The sequence below is a fragment of the Desulfitobacterium metallireducens DSM 15288 genome (assembly GCF_000231405.2).
In the GTDB taxonomy this organism is placed as follows: Bacteria; Bacillota; Desulfitobacteriia; order Desulfitobacteriales; family Desulfitobacteriaceae; genus Desulfitobacterium_A; species Desulfitobacterium_A metallireducens.
Window position 1 is genome coordinate 955,953 of sequence record NZ_CP007032.1, and the last position, 15,899, is coordinate 971,851.

General features: G+C 39.1%; 18 protein-coding genes. 15 read left to right on the top strand and 3 right to left on the bottom strand.

What is annotated here, in order from left to right:
• Positions 1-28: 28 nt before the first annotated feature.
• Positions 29-346, bottom strand: coding sequence for a winged helix-turn-helix transcriptional regulator (locus DESME_RS04560; RefSeq protein WP_006715031.1), 318 nt, complete (start codon positions 344-346; stop codon positions 29-31).
• 177 nt (positions 347-523) lie between these two features.
• On the opposite strand from DESME_RS04560, the gene DESME_RS04565 reads away from it, so the two are divergent.
• From DESME_RS04565 to DESME_RS04575, 3 genes are all read left to right on the top strand, one after another.
• The gene (locus DESME_RS04565) at positions 524-1,219 is read left to right on the top strand and encodes a DsbA family oxidoreductase (RefSeq protein ID WP_006715030.1); all 696 of its coding nucleotides are present in this window, start codon (positions 524-526) and stop codon (positions 1,217-1,219) included.
• Positions 1,220-1,282: 63 nt separating this feature from the next.
• Positions 1,283-2,278: an NADH:flavin oxidoreductase gene (locus DESME_RS04570; RefSeq protein ID WP_006715029.1), complete on the top strand. Its 996-nt coding sequence runs from the start codon at positions 1,283-1,285 to the stop codon at positions 2,276-2,278.
• A 12-nt stretch (positions 2,279-2,290) separates the two neighbouring features.
• The gene (locus DESME_RS04575) at positions 2,291-2,953 is read left to right on the top strand and encodes an MBL fold metallo-hydrolase (RefSeq protein WP_202962886.1); all 663 of its coding nucleotides are present in this window, start codon (positions 2,291-2,293) and stop codon (positions 2,951-2,953) included.
• A gap of 253 nt (positions 2,954-3,206) precedes the next feature.
• Here DESME_RS04575 and DESME_RS04580 read toward each other — a convergent pair whose 3' ends face one another.
• Positions 3,207-4,277, bottom strand: coding sequence for an HD-GYP domain-containing protein (locus tag DESME_RS04580; protein WP_006715027.1), 1,071 nt, complete (start codon positions 4,275-4,277; stop codon positions 3,207-3,209).
• A 550-nt stretch (positions 4,278-4,827) separates the two neighbouring features.
• On the opposite strand from DESME_RS04580, the gene DESME_RS04585 reads away from it, so the two are divergent.
• From DESME_RS04585 to DESME_RS04600, 4 genes are all read left to right on the top strand, one after another.
• The gene (locus DESME_RS04585) at positions 4,828-5,043 is read left to right on the top strand and encodes a hypothetical protein (RefSeq protein ID WP_006715026.1); all 216 of its coding nucleotides are present in this window, start codon (positions 4,828-4,830) and stop codon (positions 5,041-5,043) included.
• Positions 5,034-5,762, top strand: coding sequence for a protein kinase domain-containing protein (locus tag DESME_RS04590; protein ID WP_025248662.1), 729 nt, complete (start codon positions 5,034-5,036; stop codon positions 5,760-5,762). Before DESME_RS04585 ends, DESME_RS04590 begins: the two co-directional genes overlap by 10 nt.
• A gap of 142 nt (positions 5,763-5,904) precedes the next feature.
• Positions 5,905-7,488 (top strand): stage V sporulation protein B, encoded by a 1,584-nt coding sequence (spoVB, locus tag DESME_RS04595; protein WP_006715024.1) that lies wholly within the window; start codon positions 5,905-5,907, stop codon positions 7,486-7,488.
• A 208-nt stretch (positions 7,489-7,696) separates the two neighbouring features.
• On the top strand, positions 7,697-8,395 hold the full coding sequence (locus DESME_RS04600; protein WP_006715023.1) for a DUF542 domain-containing protein: 699 nt from the start codon (positions 7,697-7,699) through the stop codon (positions 8,393-8,395).
• Positions 8,396-8,449: 54 nt separating this feature from the next.
• Here DESME_RS04600 and DESME_RS04605 read toward each other — a convergent pair whose 3' ends face one another.
• A complete protein-coding gene (locus DESME_RS04605) occupies positions 8,450-8,914 on the bottom strand; it encodes a hypothetical protein (protein ID WP_006715022.1) in 465 nt (154 codons plus the stop codon).
• 195 nt (positions 8,915-9,109) lie between these two features.
• On the opposite strand from DESME_RS04605, the gene DESME_RS04610 reads away from it, so the two are divergent.
• From DESME_RS04610 to DESME_RS04645, 8 genes are all read left to right on the top strand, one after another.
• Positions 9,110-9,301: a YgdI/YgdR family lipoprotein gene (locus DESME_RS04610; RefSeq protein WP_025248663.1), complete on the top strand. Its 192-nt coding sequence runs from the start codon at positions 9,110-9,112 to the stop codon at positions 9,299-9,301.
• A 94-nt stretch (positions 9,302-9,395) separates the two neighbouring features.
• Positions 9,396-9,776, top strand: coding sequence for a MerR family transcriptional regulator (locus tag DESME_RS04615; protein WP_006715021.1), 381 nt, complete (start codon positions 9,396-9,398; stop codon positions 9,774-9,776).
• 65 nt (positions 9,777-9,841) lie between these two features.
• Entirely contained in the window at positions 9,842-10,384 is a 543-nt protein-coding gene (locus tag DESME_RS04620; protein WP_025248664.1) for a flavodoxin family protein, read from the top strand.
• Between the two features lies 1 nt (position 10,385).
• On the top strand, positions 10,386-10,946 hold the full coding sequence (locus DESME_RS04625) for a cyclophilin-like fold protein (RefSeq protein WP_025248665.1): 561 nt from the start codon (positions 10,386-10,388) through the stop codon (positions 10,944-10,946).
• A 40-nt stretch (positions 10,947-10,986) separates the two neighbouring features.
• A complete protein-coding gene (locus tag DESME_RS04630) occupies positions 10,987-12,156 on the top strand; it encodes an iron-containing alcohol dehydrogenase (protein WP_006715018.1) in 1,170 nt (389 codons plus the stop codon).
• Positions 12,157-12,489 (top strand): carboxymuconolactone decarboxylase family protein, encoded by a 333-nt coding sequence (locus tag DESME_RS04635; protein WP_006715017.1) that lies wholly within the window; start codon positions 12,157-12,159, stop codon positions 12,487-12,489.
• Positions 12,490-12,512: 23 nt separating this feature from the next.
• The gene (locus DESME_RS04640) at positions 12,513-12,944 is read left to right on the top strand and encodes a cupin domain-containing protein (protein WP_006715016.1); all 432 of its coding nucleotides are present in this window, start codon (positions 12,513-12,515) and stop codon (positions 12,942-12,944) included.
• Between the two features lie 242 nt (positions 12,945-13,186).
• On the top strand, positions 13,187-15,829 hold the full coding sequence (locus DESME_RS04645) for a translation factor GTPase family protein (RefSeq protein WP_006715015.1): 2,643 nt from the start codon (positions 13,187-13,189) through the stop codon (positions 15,827-15,829).
• Positions 15,830-15,899: the final 70 nt, after the last annotated feature.

A 15,899-nucleotide genomic window follows, 5' to 3' on the forward strand; every position in this document is an offset into this window, starting at 1 on the left:
CGAGATTGCAGTGTCTGCGCGGTCTATATTATTGAACTTCGCGAGACCATTTTCGGACTTCACTCAAGGCTTCTACTAACTTTAAGCCATTTTCGGATAAAGAGTATTCAACATGTGGTGGAATCTCATTATATTGGTGACGAATGATAATGTTTTGGGTAACAAATTCTTTTAAGATTTTAGTTAGCATCATATCAGTGATACCGTCAAGTTCCTGCTTTAATTGGTTGAAACGTATGGACTTTGCTGTATAAATTGTCCAGATAATTTGTAGTTTCCATTTCCCACCAAGTATGCTTATAGCATATTCAAGAGGACAATCAGAAAAAGAGTTGTTTTTCTGCATTTCGTTCATCCTGCCTTTCTGAAATTAATTTGATACAAATCAATCTTAAGAATACACAATACTATGATTTTGTATAGTTACTCTATTATTTTTGCGTACTTGTAATTATTGTTTTTTAAAATAAAATAATAACATAGTATAAGGAAATATAGCAATTCTTATAGGAAGGGGTAAATCATGAAGATAGAGATTTGGTCAGATTATGCATGTCCTTATTGTTATATAGGTAAAAGAAATCTAGAGATGGCTATGAAGGGAATCACAGACAAAGAGTTTATTGAAGTTGTAATGAAAAGTTTCGAGTTAGATGCGACAGCCAGTTCACAGGTGACAGGTACAACTCCGGAGCGTATCGCTCGGAAGTATGGATATACTAGTAAACAAACAATGCAGATGATAGAAAGTGTTACCGAAGCGGCCAAAAATGTTGGGTTGGTTTTCCGTTACGATACAACCCGATACACAAATATGATGAATGCACACAGGCTGACAAAATATGCAGAAGGACGTGGAAAAGGCCATGAAATTAGTGAAAAGCTGTTTCATGCATATTTTAATGAAAATAAAGAATTAAGTGATCCACAGGTATTAATAGGAATTGCATCAAAAGTTGGCATTTCTGAATTCGAAGTAAGAGAAGTAATTGAATCAGACCAATATGCATTAGAAGTACGCCAAGATGAGAAGGATGCTGCGCATTTGGAAATACATTCGGTTCCTTATTTTTTGGTTAATCGGAAATATGCATTTTCAGGAGCACAGCCTTCTGGTTATATCAAAGAAACTTTATTAAACATACTGGATGAGGAAAAGGAGCAACTGGAAGTTTTAAATAGTGGAATGACTTGCGGCCCGGATGGGTGCAAAATATAAGAAAAAATTTCGATTTTATATATTGGTATTAGAAAAAGTTTGAAATTAAGAAAGAGGAAAATTATGACAATACTTACAACGCCACTGAAAATCAATAAATTAACTTTAAAGAATCGTCTGGTAATGCCGCCAATGGCATTAGCAAACCTGGAGGATGGATATGTAAACGAAAAGCTGCTGGCTTATTATGATGAAAAATCGAAAGATAGCGCTTTTGGGTTAGTTATCATTGAACATAGTTACATTGCAAGAGAAGGTCGGGCTAAACCTACACAGCTTTCCGTTGCTACAGATGATGTGGTTGGTGGTCTGAAAAAACTTGCAGATATTATTCACAGCAACGGTTCTAAGACATTTATGCAGATTAATCATTCGGGCAGTTACATTCGTGGAGAGGGTGAAAATCCGCCTTGTGTTGCTCCATCAGCTGTGCCGCATCCAATTGGAGGTTTAACACCACGAGCGCTGATGAAAGAAGAAATAAAAAAGCTTCCTGGACTATACAGGGCGGCAGCACGCCGTGTGAAAGCAGCTGGTTTTGACGGTGTCGAAATTCACTCGGCTCACAGCTATTTATTAAATCAGTTTTTTTCACCACTCACTAATAAACGAACGGATGAATACGGTGGAACATTAGAAAATCGTATTCGTTTGCATTTAGAAGTCATCAAGGAAGTCCGTGATGAAGTTGGAAAAGACTATCCAGTAATGTTGCGTCTTGGTGCTTGTGATTTTACAGAAGGTGGTATTACTGTAGAGGATAGTATCTTTGCAGCAAAAGCATTTGAGAAGGCTGGGATTGATGCTATTGACATTACGGGAAGTATGCAGGGTTACACATCTGCTGGCGGCAATACGGGAGAAGGATATTTTTCTGTCATGAGTAGACCGATTAAGGAAGCAATATCAATTCCGGTAATACTGACTGGAGGTATTGTAACAGCAGCCGGAGCGGAAAGTATGTTAAAAAAGTGTAATGCTGATTTAATAGGTGTAGGGCGTATGGTAATGAAAGACTCACATTGGGCAAAAAAAGCGTTAGATGAGCTATGCAAATGATCAATAGTTCCAATGCCGGTAGAATTGGAAGGTAAAATGATATATACGGTGCCAGTTACAGGCGTTTTTATAACAAATATGTATTTTTTGATTGATGAAAAAACAAAACACGGATTTTTAATCGACCCAGGTGCAAGTGCAGATTTGATTCTACAGGTAATTAAAAGATATGGCTTTCAAATAGAAAAAATACTAATTACTCATGGGCATTTTGATCATATTGGTGCAGCTGAAATAGTCAGTAACAAACTGCGAGCTCCGATTTATATCCATGAAAAAGGAAAGCGTTATATTACTGATCCTATATGGAATTTGTCGGAAGAAAGTGGATTAAAAGTAGTTTTAAGAGATGTGCAGTATTTAAATCATGGAGATGTGATTTCTTTAGAATCAAATCCTAACATAATGGTTCATGTGATTTATGTCCCTGGTCATACAACAGACAGTATAGTATTTTACAGCAAAGAAGAGAAGGCTGCATTTGTGGGAGACAGTATTTTTAAGGGAAGCTTAGGAAGAAGTGATTTTTATGGAGGAGATGAAGTGCAGTTATTTACAGAGGTGATTACAAAAATTTTAACTTTACCAGAAGACACAGTCCTTTATTCCGGGCACAGTGAACCCACAACAGTAGGGATTGAAAGAGCTCGAATCTATAAAAAAGTGGTTGAGTGATGGGCCGTACAATTACTTACAATCCTAGAAATAGTTGCAAAATAAACATGTTTAGTATAAGGATAAGCATAGCGAGTGGGGAATGTTTTTCAGAAATATATCCTGCTGCCAAGTGAATACCAGATTTAATACGACATCCTTTTTGTATCCGCAAGGCACGTCGAGACGGTAGTATTGATGTCAAGGGTAAAAGAATGAATGTCAAAAAGAACCTAAGTGCATGGGAGCGGTAAGAATCAATGAGAACAAATGATTATCTATTCTCGATGCCAACTATCATAAGTGAAGGATGTTCTACTAGGTTATAATCAATAGGTGAAAATAGACGACTATAAAATTCATGAGTCGCCCGAACATAGGGACGGGTTGGGAAGCTGGGGTTTTGTTTTACCACATTACCCCGTTGTCCGTTGCTTAAGCGGATACCGGTACCGGTTGGATAGGGAGTTATGCATTTAGAAAAAACATTCTGCACTAATTTAGGTTCAAAGAGCCTATCAGAATTAGCAATTAAATATTCATAAGCCTCATAAGGTTGATGAGCGTTACGATAAATCCTTTTGCTGGTAAGTGCTTCGTAAACATCCGCAACAGCTGCTAGTCTCCCATACTCATGGATTTGAGTTCCTTTTAATCCCCTGGGATAGCCGCTGCCATCCCAGCGTTCCTGATGTTGTAGCGCAACATGAGCTGAAACTATATTGATATCACTGTTTTTTCTTAGAATCTCGAACCCGTATTCCGAATGCTTCTTGATCTCATCAAACTCCTCCTGCGTCAAAGGCCCTATTTTATTGAAGATTTCTGATGGAACCTTGATCTTCCCTACATCATGCATGAGCGCACCCATTCCGAGTTCTAATAATTTGTCATCTGACCAACGCATATAAATCCCCATAATCAAAGCAATAATCGTAGTATTTACAGAATGATGAAAGGTATAATCATCATACCCCTGAATCTCAATTACATTACCTAGCAATCCTTTGTTACCAAGAAGGTCGCTAATGATATTTCGAACAGCACTCTTTACCTCATCTAACTTACCTGAAACAAGCCGTGACTCATCGATATTCTTATTTATATTTTGAATAGCTGCATAAGCAACTTCACGAGTTTTTAAGGACACAGCTGAAGTAATCTCAACATCTTCAAAAGTAGCATCCTCGATAAACATTGTATCTAAACCCAGGCGAGCTAATTTATCAATATAACTTCTTGATAGTGCTATTCCTGCCTGTAAAAGTACTTTGCCATTAGGAGCTACCAAAGGTCTAGCAAGCACAGAACCTTCATCTACATAAGCAATATTTACCAAACGCATTAATAATACTCCTGTTCCATTTGTAATTATTCCTAATAATGCAACAAATTGATAGCATATACAAATTCGTCAAGTTTTTTCCAATTCCTTTTATAATTTATTTATCTCAGTATATTTTTCCTAAAAAGAACAGAATTTGAAAGTATATAATGTTACAACTTTGTGCCTCCATATTTTTTAATGATTTCATTACATAGATGATCAAGATCGTAATTCCTAATCGGAATTGATACTATTTCAATTAACATAGACTAGTTATTGCCCTAAAGATTAAAGGATTCAAGTAAATACTTTATGTTAGCAGTCTAAAGGAGCGGGTAGTAGGATAAAATAACTATGGAACAAAATAGTTTATACGTAAGATCTTTTACTTAATGGGGATGGTAACATGAGAACTCTATATATTGGCAGCAAACATTCGGTGATGAAATTTCCGGAAGGATTTAGTTTGCCTAAAAACGGGAGTAACAAGTAAAGTAAACCAAGGGCGCTTTTAAATGCGTTCAAGAGACTTTATGTCAAAATACTTTAGAAAAAAGGAGGATCAGAAATGGGCTTTTATTCTAAATCTAAATCGAATAGCAAAGGTTATTATCCTCATAAAAATCACGGCAGTGATTACTATAAAGAATCACATAAAACGGGCGGCATCCTAGGGAAAATTTTTGAAGTGCTAGGAGGTTCACAGAGGCATTCTAAGTCCTGGTCGAAAGATTACAAGGAACATTATCCCAAAAGCCATAATAGAAAAAAATCATGGTCTTGAATCTTTTAAGGCGGGATAAAGTATTTCAGCCGTATGAAAAGGTTAGTGAATATAAAATTGAAAGAAAACTGGGAGAGGGACGTTTCGGTATATGTTATCTCATTTCCCAAGGAAGTCAATTTTATATACTTAAGCAGCTAAAAAGGGGAATGCTTAAAGAATCTGGGGCCAAGGTCGTTTATGAGGAAGAAGTATTAAAAGATTTATGGCATGGGAGCATTCCTCGATTTATTTCTAGAATTGATCAAGACAATTTGTGTGGCTATATCCTCGAATACAAGGAAGGCAAAACTTTTGAGGATATTATTTATCTTGATAAGCATAAGTTTTCTCGAGAGGAGATTTACGGAGTAGGTCGTCAGTTAGTTGATATATTAAATTACCTGCATTCTAAGGGTATAGTTCATAGAGATATTAGGGTACCAAACACTTTGTATGATGGACATAGTGTTAACCTTGTTGACTTTGGGCTTGCCCGATGGATAGATAATAAAAAATACCAGTCGGATATGGACTTTGCTTTTTTAGGTGATTTTATCATACACCTTTATTACACTACATTTGTGGCTAAAAGTAGAAAAAAGCTTCCCTGGTATAAGGAATTAGACTTGACTAATGAAGAACAATTATTCTTAAAAAAGTTAATGGGTGTTGAAGCAAGATTCGGAAATATAGCTGAGGTTGAACAAGCTTTTAATGAAACATATAAAAGATTTTGAAGAAATCCCTTCCTTAGCTGGAATAAATATAATGACAGATTAACAAAGGCAAAAACCTTGAGAAATTAAATCGCGAAGGTTTTAAAGCTCCTAATGTCTCATAGACATAAACCAAACTTGTTTTTAAGAAGGTCAAAGATAAATGAAGAAACAAAATTTGGTTAAGGGAGCTTTAATTTTAACTGCTTCTTCTTTCATTACAAGGATGTTGGTTTTTACCCTGTCTATTGTTGAATCTAGAGTTCTCGGTCCAGAAGGTATCGGCTTAAAAAAAATGGCCATGTCTTTTTTGGGCTTAATGATGACACTTACAACCATTGGCTTACCGGTTGCGATTTCCAAATTAGTTGCTGAAGCCAATACTCAAGGAAATAGAACAAAAGTTAAAAAAATTCTTATCGTTTCTCTTGCCATCATGGGAAGCCTAAGTGTTATCGTTGGTTCCCTATCAATTATGGTTAGCAAGTTCGGTTCATCTCATTTTCTAAATGATCCCCGTTCGTATTTTTCCTTCATAGCCTTGATTCCGCTTATCCCCATTGGTGCAGTTTCCAGTGTGCTCAAAGGATACTTCCGAGGCATGCAAAATATGAATCCGATTGCTCTTTCGCAAGTTTTCGAGAAGATTGTTCAACTCATTTTGACTTATGTATTCGTGCAGTATTTAATCCCTTTGGGCATTGAGTACGCTGCTGCAGGTGCCGTTCTAAGTGGTGTCATCGGTGAAATCTTTTCGCTTTTAGTTTTTATTGTTATGTTTAAAATGGAGTATCATAAGAAAATCCGCATTCCTTATCCTCGTTGGACAAATGTCGTAAAAGGAAAAAGGATGCTCTTCGAATTATTGCAAACAGGTCTGCCCACTACGGGAGACGGTTTTATAAAATCTTTTTCCCGAGCACTGCAACCTGTTGTTATCACTAAAAGCCTGGCCATAGCCGGTGTCGGTTCAGCTATGATCGCCAAGCAATATGGCATGTTAACAGGTTATGTCATGCCGCTTATATTTTTGCCCGGTTTTATCAACCAGTCTTTGAGAGTGACACTCGTTCCGGCTTTGAGCGAAGCAAATGCTAAAAATAATCAAATGTTAATTCAGCGAAGGCTCAATCAAGCGATTGGAGCTGCCTTGATCGTGGGAGCTCCTAGCACCGTTTTGTTGTATCTCTTTGCTCCAGAGTTGATGTCCATCATTTACCGCTCCCCGTCAGCAGCCCCCTTACTCAAATTGATCGTACCATTCTTCCTATTCAATTATCTACAGACACCTCTCCAATCCGCATTAGTCGGAATAGGCTTGGCAAAAAAAGCCATGTTTAATAATATCATCGCTACAGGTATTACGATTGCCCTAATTTATCCTTTGGCTGCCAATCTAGGGTTAGGCATTTTGGGTGTGATCTTAGCCATTAGCTTCGGGATTATTTCGGAAACACTCTTACATTATTTTTGCGTTGTAAAAGCAATTGATTTTCATCTTGATATCAAATATGTAACTAAAATTATCTTCGCTGGGCTGAGTATGGGGTTCTGCAGCAGAACCTTATTTGTATCCATAACTCAATTGACATCAATAGAGCTGTTTAACCTTACCCTTCTAGCATCCGTTCTCGTTTCTATATTAGTCTATATCACGGTATTAGGTTTCCTGAAAATCATTCATCAGCATGACGTCATGAGAATCCCTGGAGTTGGTAAAATACTGGGTTCGTTTTTTCCTACCTAAACCTATAAATGTTCATCTTTATAATTTTCATGCATAGAACACTTTTATGCGCATTTCATAGGTATTTGGGTTATAGGTACCTTATTTAAAAAAATTGATTTTAATCACGGATATAATCTTTTGAATTAGTTAAAATCAAAGTATCAAAAGAGATAAAAGTAATTCAAAAAAGTAGTTAAATTTTTTAATATTTAAGGAGGATGTTCTGATGAAACAATCAATTACAATCAACAATCAAACACACCTTGGGGAGCTGGTAACCTATTTCCCTGCCATTACTTCCCGTCTTAATGAACTGCATATTGATTATTGCTGTCAGGGGGATCGAACGCTTGAGGCTGCCATTAAAGAAGTGGGTCTTACATCAGATTTCATTACTAAAATACAGGATGATTACAGCGATTATTTAGCCAGACCCGATAAGGAACTACCTGTGAGTGAACTATCTGATGAACAGCTAATTGACCTCATTCTTGAAATTCACCATCAGCCTGAGCGTGATCTGTGGAAGGAATTAGATAAGCTTGTTAATAAGATTTTGCTCGTACACTATGGGCATGGCAAAGAACTGCTCTTGAAGCTTCATCGAAATTTTAGTGAATTAAAGATGGAGCTGGAGGAGCATTTTGCCAAGGAGGAGGAGGAACTTTTCCCGGCAATGCGCAAACTTAATAAAACTCCAGAGGATAGGGCTGCGATACATTCACTCATTCTAAAATTAGAGGGTGAACATGAAGATGCTGGGAAGATTATTAAGCGTATAATCAAAGAGACTGACGATTTCACACCTCCGGAGTACGCATGTCCTACCATGAAGGCTGTATATCTGAAAATACACGAATTGGCAGATGACATATTCCTTCATATTGCTAAGGAAAATAGTGTTCTTTTCAAGCGTTACGAATAAAATAGCCATTGGCGAAATAAGCTTACAAAACAAAACTCATGTTTTTTGCTTACTTTAATATTCACCTTTAATTACGAAAAACGAACCTCGAATTGTTCCAGCTAGTTTAGACCTCTGCCTAGCAAACTTAAACTTCTCTTCTAACTCTTTTGGTACATCCATTCCTTCAGAAAGCTTAAAACCAACGGCCCGCTTCTTAGGGTCATCAACTGTATACATGATGTTGACCACAAGACCATCCTCATAAAAGACGTAGGCAAATTTGATATTTTCCACTTGAAAACGCGACGTTTCTAAAGGTTTGGCCACAAACTCAATATCACGTTCTTCTTTCAAGATTCGGTTCACATAATCAAGGGTCTCCTGGTTTTCGCTAGCTGGGACAACCGTAAATTCATGCTTGTATTTGTTCATAAAGTAACGGGCTTCATTAGCACGTAAACCAGCAAGCGCTTCAACTACAGGGGAAGACTCTAAACCAATTGTAGACACATTTTTAAAATCAACGATATATAACATTTTCATCTCTCCTTTTGCCGTTTCGCTGTCTCATCTCATCAGCAAGTTGTCACTATACACCATATATTATACAATACAAGAACTTTTAAAAAAAAGATAACGTTAACTGGCCGGTTGGAGCATATCAGTATGCATTTAACCAGCTTTTTTTATTGGCTCTATGATGTGGTCGTATAGGAGGCAAATGAAGATTAAATGATAAAACGACCATTTCTTGCATTTTTGGCTTTTTCATTGGGAATGGTTTTTACTCTTACTGCTTGCAGCAGCAACAGAACGGATACGACCAATAACAATCAGCAGGCTGAGCAGGCTGCCAAATCGAGTGTAAGCACAGACAGCAAGGAACCAGAGCGAATTAGATGCTCGGGTAAAATTAAGTTTTAACCATGAGCAAGTCATTTCACAATTTTTGTTCCCCTAGGGGTTGACTTAGAGTTAACTCCAAGTGATATGATTTCGCTATCAGGAGGTGAAACGCATGACGATTTCAGAAGTCAGCGAAAAGTTTGGTATTACCCAGGATACACTTCGCTATTATGAACGGATCGGACTGATTCCTCATGTGAACCGCAATAAAAGTGGAATCAGGGATTATACAGAAGAAGACTGCAACTGGATCGGATTTATCAAATGTATGCGGAGTGCAGGTCTTCCGATTGAAGTATTGATTGAGTATGTCGGACTGTTTCAACAGGGTGATGAGACCATTAAGGTCAGAAAAGGACTCTTAATTGAACAGCGTAATCAGTTAATGGCCAGAATCGAAGAGATGAAGAAAACCCTAAACTATCTAAATCATAAAATTGAAACGTATGATCAACTTGTTGTCGTTGAACAAGGGCTAAAAAGAGAAGAATAGTTTTGGATTCATGGCTTAACAAAGAGAGCATTCCGCATTGTAGAAAAAGTTTATGAGAGGTAAGAATTATGAAAAAGGTTCTGATTATATCTACAAGTCTTCGTAAAGACAGCAATTCCGAGTTTCTGGCGAAAGAGTTTGAAAAAGGTGCAAAGGAAGCTGGCAATGAGGTCGAGTTTATCAGTCTTGCAGGTAAGACTATCAGCTTCTGTACCGGTTGTCTTGCTTGTCAAAAGACACAGAAATGCGTAATCAAGGATGACGCCGTTGAAATTGCTGAGAAGGTAAAAGAGGCAAATGTTCTCGTTTTTGCCACACCAATCTATTACTACGAAATGAGCGGCCAGATGAAGACGCTTCTTGACCGATGTAATCCGCTGTTTCCGTCCAAATATGCCTTTCGGGAGGTTTATCTGTTGACCACAGCGGCTGACGGGGACGAAAGCGCGATGGACGGGGCCGTCAAGGGAATGCAGGGTTGGATGGACTGCTTTAACAAAGCACGTCTTGCCGGTGTTGTCCGTGGTGTCGGTATCGGAGACGGCGGCGAGGCAAAGAATCACACCAATCTGCTTGCAAAGGTCTATACACTTGGTAAGAAAGTGTGATATGAATCGTTCACTCATCTTCCTTTTATCGATAACCCTTATGGTTTCACTCTCTGCTTGCATAGGTAATACGGCTGAGAGTCAAACTAGCGACAGAGAAACGGCGAACCGAATAACACGGGAAGCAACCCCGACCTCGGATACGAGCGTAAGTATCGAGAATACTGACGTTGCGAATTCATCAGATCATTCGCAGGCGCTTGTAACGACGCCAACAATCAGCATTCGAAGCGGAGACCAGACTTTCCATGCAGCTTTATATAACAATCCCTCCGCTAATGCGTTGATAGAAAGGCTTCCGTTGACTTTGGATATGCGGGAACTGAACGGTAACGAAAAGTATATTTACTTTTCAGAGGATTTGCCTTCGGACAGTGTCCGCGTCGGCGAGATTCAAGCGGGTGATTTGATGCTCTTCGGTTCGGACTGCCTCGTATTGTTTTACAAAAGCTTTTCCACCTCTTACAGCTATACTCGTCTCGGACGAATTGAAGAACCGGCAGGTCTTGCCGAAGCCCTCGGTAACGGAAGCGTGTCCGTTAAATTTAATATTGAAAAGTAAAATAGCATTAAACTTATAAAATATGGAGGATGACAAAAGAATGTTAGGAAATTTTAGCTATTCAAACCCCACCAAATTATATTTCGGAGAAGACTCATTAAATTCCTTGAATGAGGAATTGCCTAAATACGGAAAGAACGTATTGCTTGTTTATGGCGGAGGTTCTATCAAGAAAACAGGTCTATATGACAAGATTGTTAAAATTCTCAAGAACAACGGCAAAGAAGTCTTTGAGGATGCGGGCGTTATGCCGAATCCCACCGTCGAAAAACTGTATGAGGGCTGTAAGGTAGCTAAGGACAACAACGTCGATTTGATTTTAGCCGTGGGTGGCGGCTCGGTATGCGACTATGCAAAAGCCGTGTCCGTTTCGACCTATTGTGAGGAAGACCCGTGGGGAAAATACTATCTGCGCATGGAGGATGTTGATAATAAAATCATTCCCGTAGGATGCGTTCTGACGATGGTCGGTACTGGCTCTGAAATGAACGGGGGCTCTGTTATTACCAATCATGCTGCCAAGCTGAAAATCGGTCATGTGTTTGGTGATAATGTCTTCCCGAAATTCTCCATTCTGAATCCCGTATTCACCTATACCCTACCGCAATATCAGATGGTCGCCGGATTCTTTGATATCATGTCGCACATCCTGGAGCAATATTTTTCCAACGAGGATGACAACACCTCTGATTATATTATGGAGAGTTTATTGAAGTCTTTGATCCACAGTTCCAAGATCGCAGTAAAGAACCCTACAGACTACGAAGCCAGAAGTAATATTATGTGGACCGCAACTTGGGCACTTAATACACTTGTTGCAAAAGGCAAATCCACTGACTGGATGGTTCATATGATTGGACAGTCCGTCGGCGCTTATACTGACGCTACACACGGTATGACACTGTCCGCTATCTCCTTACCCTATTACCGGTTCATCATGGCCTATGGGCTTCAAAAATTCAAACGCTATGCAATCAACGTCTGGAATGTAAGCCCCGAAGGAAAAACAGACGAACAGATCGCTAAAGAGGGGCTCGACCAAATGGAAGCGTATATGAAAGAGCTTGCCCTTGTGATGAGCATCAAGGATTTAGGCGTAACCGAGGATATGATTGAAGGCATTGCGAAAGGTTCTTTCATCCTGGAAGGCGGATACAAGGTTCTAACACAGGATGAAATCGTCCATATTTTGAAAGAAAGCATGATTTAGATGAAAAAACAAACAGCAGGCAGAGATGCGCTTGGATCATTCGCACCTAAATTTGCGGAATTAAACGATGATGTTCTTTTTGGAGAGGTCTGGTCACGAGAAGATAAATTATCCATAAGAGATCGCAGTATCATTACTGTAACTGCGCTAATAACAAAAGGAATATTTGACAATTCTCTAAAATATCATATCACCAACGCAAAAAATCATGGAGTCAGTGCTGAGGAAATGTCGGAAATCATCACGCATCTTGCGTTCTATGTAGGATGGCCCAATGCTTGGGCAGCGTTTGGATTGGCGAAAGATGTATACGTTGAACAATCAATGAAATGAATGATGGATGGAGTGGCTTCTATATGGATAAAAAAGAATTAGAAAAGGTATCCGATTTTCCATTAGGCGAGGAAAATGTAGCATTTGCGCCATATTTTATCGGAAAGAGTTACTTAGGTCTATTGAATGATAAGGAAGTAAGCATCCATAATGTGACGTTTGAACCGGGATGCCGTAACAATTGGCATATTCATCATGGTGGCGGACAGATACTGATCTGTGTGGGCGGACATGGCTGGTATCAGGAGTCCGGGAAAGATGCCCGGCTTTTGAAAAGCGGTGATGTCGTGTATATTGCACCGGAAATTAAACATTGGCATGGAGCAGTGAGTGATGAAGCCTTTGCACATCTGTCCTTATCAGTTCCGATGGAAGGTTCAAGCAATGAATGGTTGGAACCAGTAACGGATGAAGAATATAACATGATGCCGATGCCCATCATCTATAGTGTGTAAAAGGTCCAGATATGAGAGTGCCACCTATTATAAAGGGGTATAGTCGATTTAAGTACAGGAAATAAATAATGTTAAGATGAAAGCCGTCCGAAGGGGCGGCTTTTGTATTAAGGCGTGAAGATCGAATAAGAGAATTGAATGATTGTTTAAAACGAAACTTACGTATATCATATTAATTGAAGAATCGACAACAGGTATAAACGGGCTGTGGCTTTAAAAATAGATAAAGGATTTTAAAAGTTATGAAAAGATTAGTAATTGGGATATTAGCCCATGTGGATGCGGGCAAGACAACATTATCAGAGAGTATGCTTTTTCTGAGCGGTAAAATTGGGAAATTGGGCAGAGTGGATAATAAGGATGCCTATTTAGACAATTATGAGCTAGAAAGGGCAAGAGGAATCACCATTTTCTCAAAACAGGCCATTTTTGAAATGGGTGAGATACAAATTACATTACTTGATACCCCAGGGCATGTAGATTTTTCGGCTGAAATGGAGAGAACACTTCAGGTGCTGGATTATGCCATTTTAGTGATTAGTGGTGCGGATGGGGTGCAAGGACATACCAAAACCTTATGGCGGCTACTTGATATGTATCAGATCCCTGTTTTTTTATTCGTTAATAAGATGGATCAGAATGGGACGGATAAGGAAAAGTTAATCAAAGAAATAAATTATCAGCTGATTGACAGATGCATTGAATTTGAACAGGTTAGGACAGACGGCTTTTATGATCAATTGGCAATGTGTGATGAAATAATGATGGAAGGCTATCTCGAAACAGGAAAAATAGAAGCTGTGCAGATTAAAAAAGCGGTTATGGAACGTAAAGTTTTTCCATGTTTTTTCGGTTCCGCTTTGAAATTAGAGGGCGTTGAGCATTTTATGCAGGGCATTGCTAAGTATGCCTTGATACCTTCTTATCCCGACGAATTTGGGGCTAAAATATTTAAAATTTCAAGAGATGAGCAGGGAAACCGATTAACGCATATGAAGCTTACAGGCGGAAGATTAAAGGTAAAGGATGTCTTAAAAAATAGCAGTTGGGAAGAGAAGGTTAATCAAATTCGTATCTATTCTGGACAGAAATTCGAGGCGGTGAGCGAGATTGAGGCAGGTTCTGTATGCGCTGTAACTGGGCTCAGCCAAACTAGACCGGGAGAGGCCTTAGGGATAGAGGAAGTTTCAGAAGCACCTGTATTGGAACCGGTGCTGTCCTATCGTATTATACTTCCGGAAGGCTGTGACCCAAGAGTGATGATTCCCAAGCTGCATCAGATTGAAGAAGAGGAGCCGGAACTTCATATTGTCTGGGATGAGCAGTTACAGGAAATTCAGGCACAGATCATGGGTGAGGTGCAGATTGAAATTCTGCAGAGCCTTATCCAAAAACGATTTGGGGTCATAGTAGCTTTCGATGCGGGAAGGATTGTATATAAAGAGACGATTGTCAATGGAGTAGAAGGGGTTGGGCACTTTGAACCCTTGCGGCATTATGCGGAGGTTCATCTGTTATTAGAACCGGGTGAGCCAGGAAGCGGTCTACAGTTTGGGGTGGAATGCAGTGAGGATATCTTAAGTAAAAACTGGCAAAGACTTATTCTAACCCACCTTGAAGAAAAAGTTCATAAAGGAGTTCTAACAGGTTCTGCGATTACAGATATGAAAATTACCTTAGTCTCAGGTAGAGCGCACAATAAACATACAGATGGCGGTGATTTTAGAGAGGCTACTTACCGTGCAGTGCGCCAGGGTTTAAAGGAGGCAGAATCCATCGTGTTGGAGCCTTATTATACCTTTCAGATGGAACTGCCTGAAAAAATGGTAGGCAGAGCAATGACTGACATTGAGAAAATGCATGGCACATGTGAAATATCACAGACGAATGGCGAGATAGCGGTTCTTATGGGGAACGCTCCTGTTGTTACCATGAGGAATTATCAGAAAGAGGTAGTTGCTTATACCAAAGGACGTGGAAGGCTATTTTACAGCCTGAAAGGCTACGAACCTTGCCACAATTCCAAAGAGGTCATCGAAAGTATCGGATATGATTCGGAAAGAGATCTGGAAAATCCTACAGGTTCTGTGTTTTGCACACATGGTGCAGGCTTTTTAGTGGCTTGGGGTGAAGTGAAGGACTACATGCATGTTGAAAGCTATCTGCAGATAAAAGACGACTTATCGGGAGAGACCGTTCAAAATCTGGCCCCATATACAGAAAAAAGATCAATCAGTTTAGATGAGATTGACCAAATTATCAATAATACCTTCTATGCGAACCAAGGAAAGAAGTCTGTCTGGAAAAGAAGTAAAACAGCCCGTGAAAGTTATTATGAACCGACTACCTATGTCGGCAGTGAGAAGGAATTCAAAGAAGAGTATCTTCTTGTGGACGGCTATAATATTATCCATGCTTGGCCTGAACTGAAAGCGCTCGTAGATGAAAATATGGACGGTGCCAGAATGAAATTGCTGGATTCCCTAAGTAATTATCAGGGGATTAGAAAATGTCAGATTATCGTTGTGTTTGATGCTTACCGTGTTCAAGGGCATTTTGAGGAAGTCATCGATTATCTTAATATCCATATTGTTTTTACCAGGGAAGCTCAAACAGCAGACCAGTATATTGAAAGATTTGCCCTTGGAAATCAGAAAAGATATAATATCACGGTTGCAACGTCAGACGGTTTAGAGCAGCTTATTATCAGGGGAGCAGGATGTTCCTTATTATCTGCTAGAGAGCTGAAGATTGAGATCGAAGGGGCTAATGAAAGATTAAGGCAGGAATATCATGAAATACAGGGGAGAGATCGTAGTTATCTAATAGATGCATTGTCCCCTGAAGCAAAACAGCAGATGAAAGGACTTGTTAAAAAATCTTAAAATCTACCATTTCCCTTGCGCGTTTTATGTTGAGAACGGTAAAATAGAGCTAACAAAATCAGTTTACTAT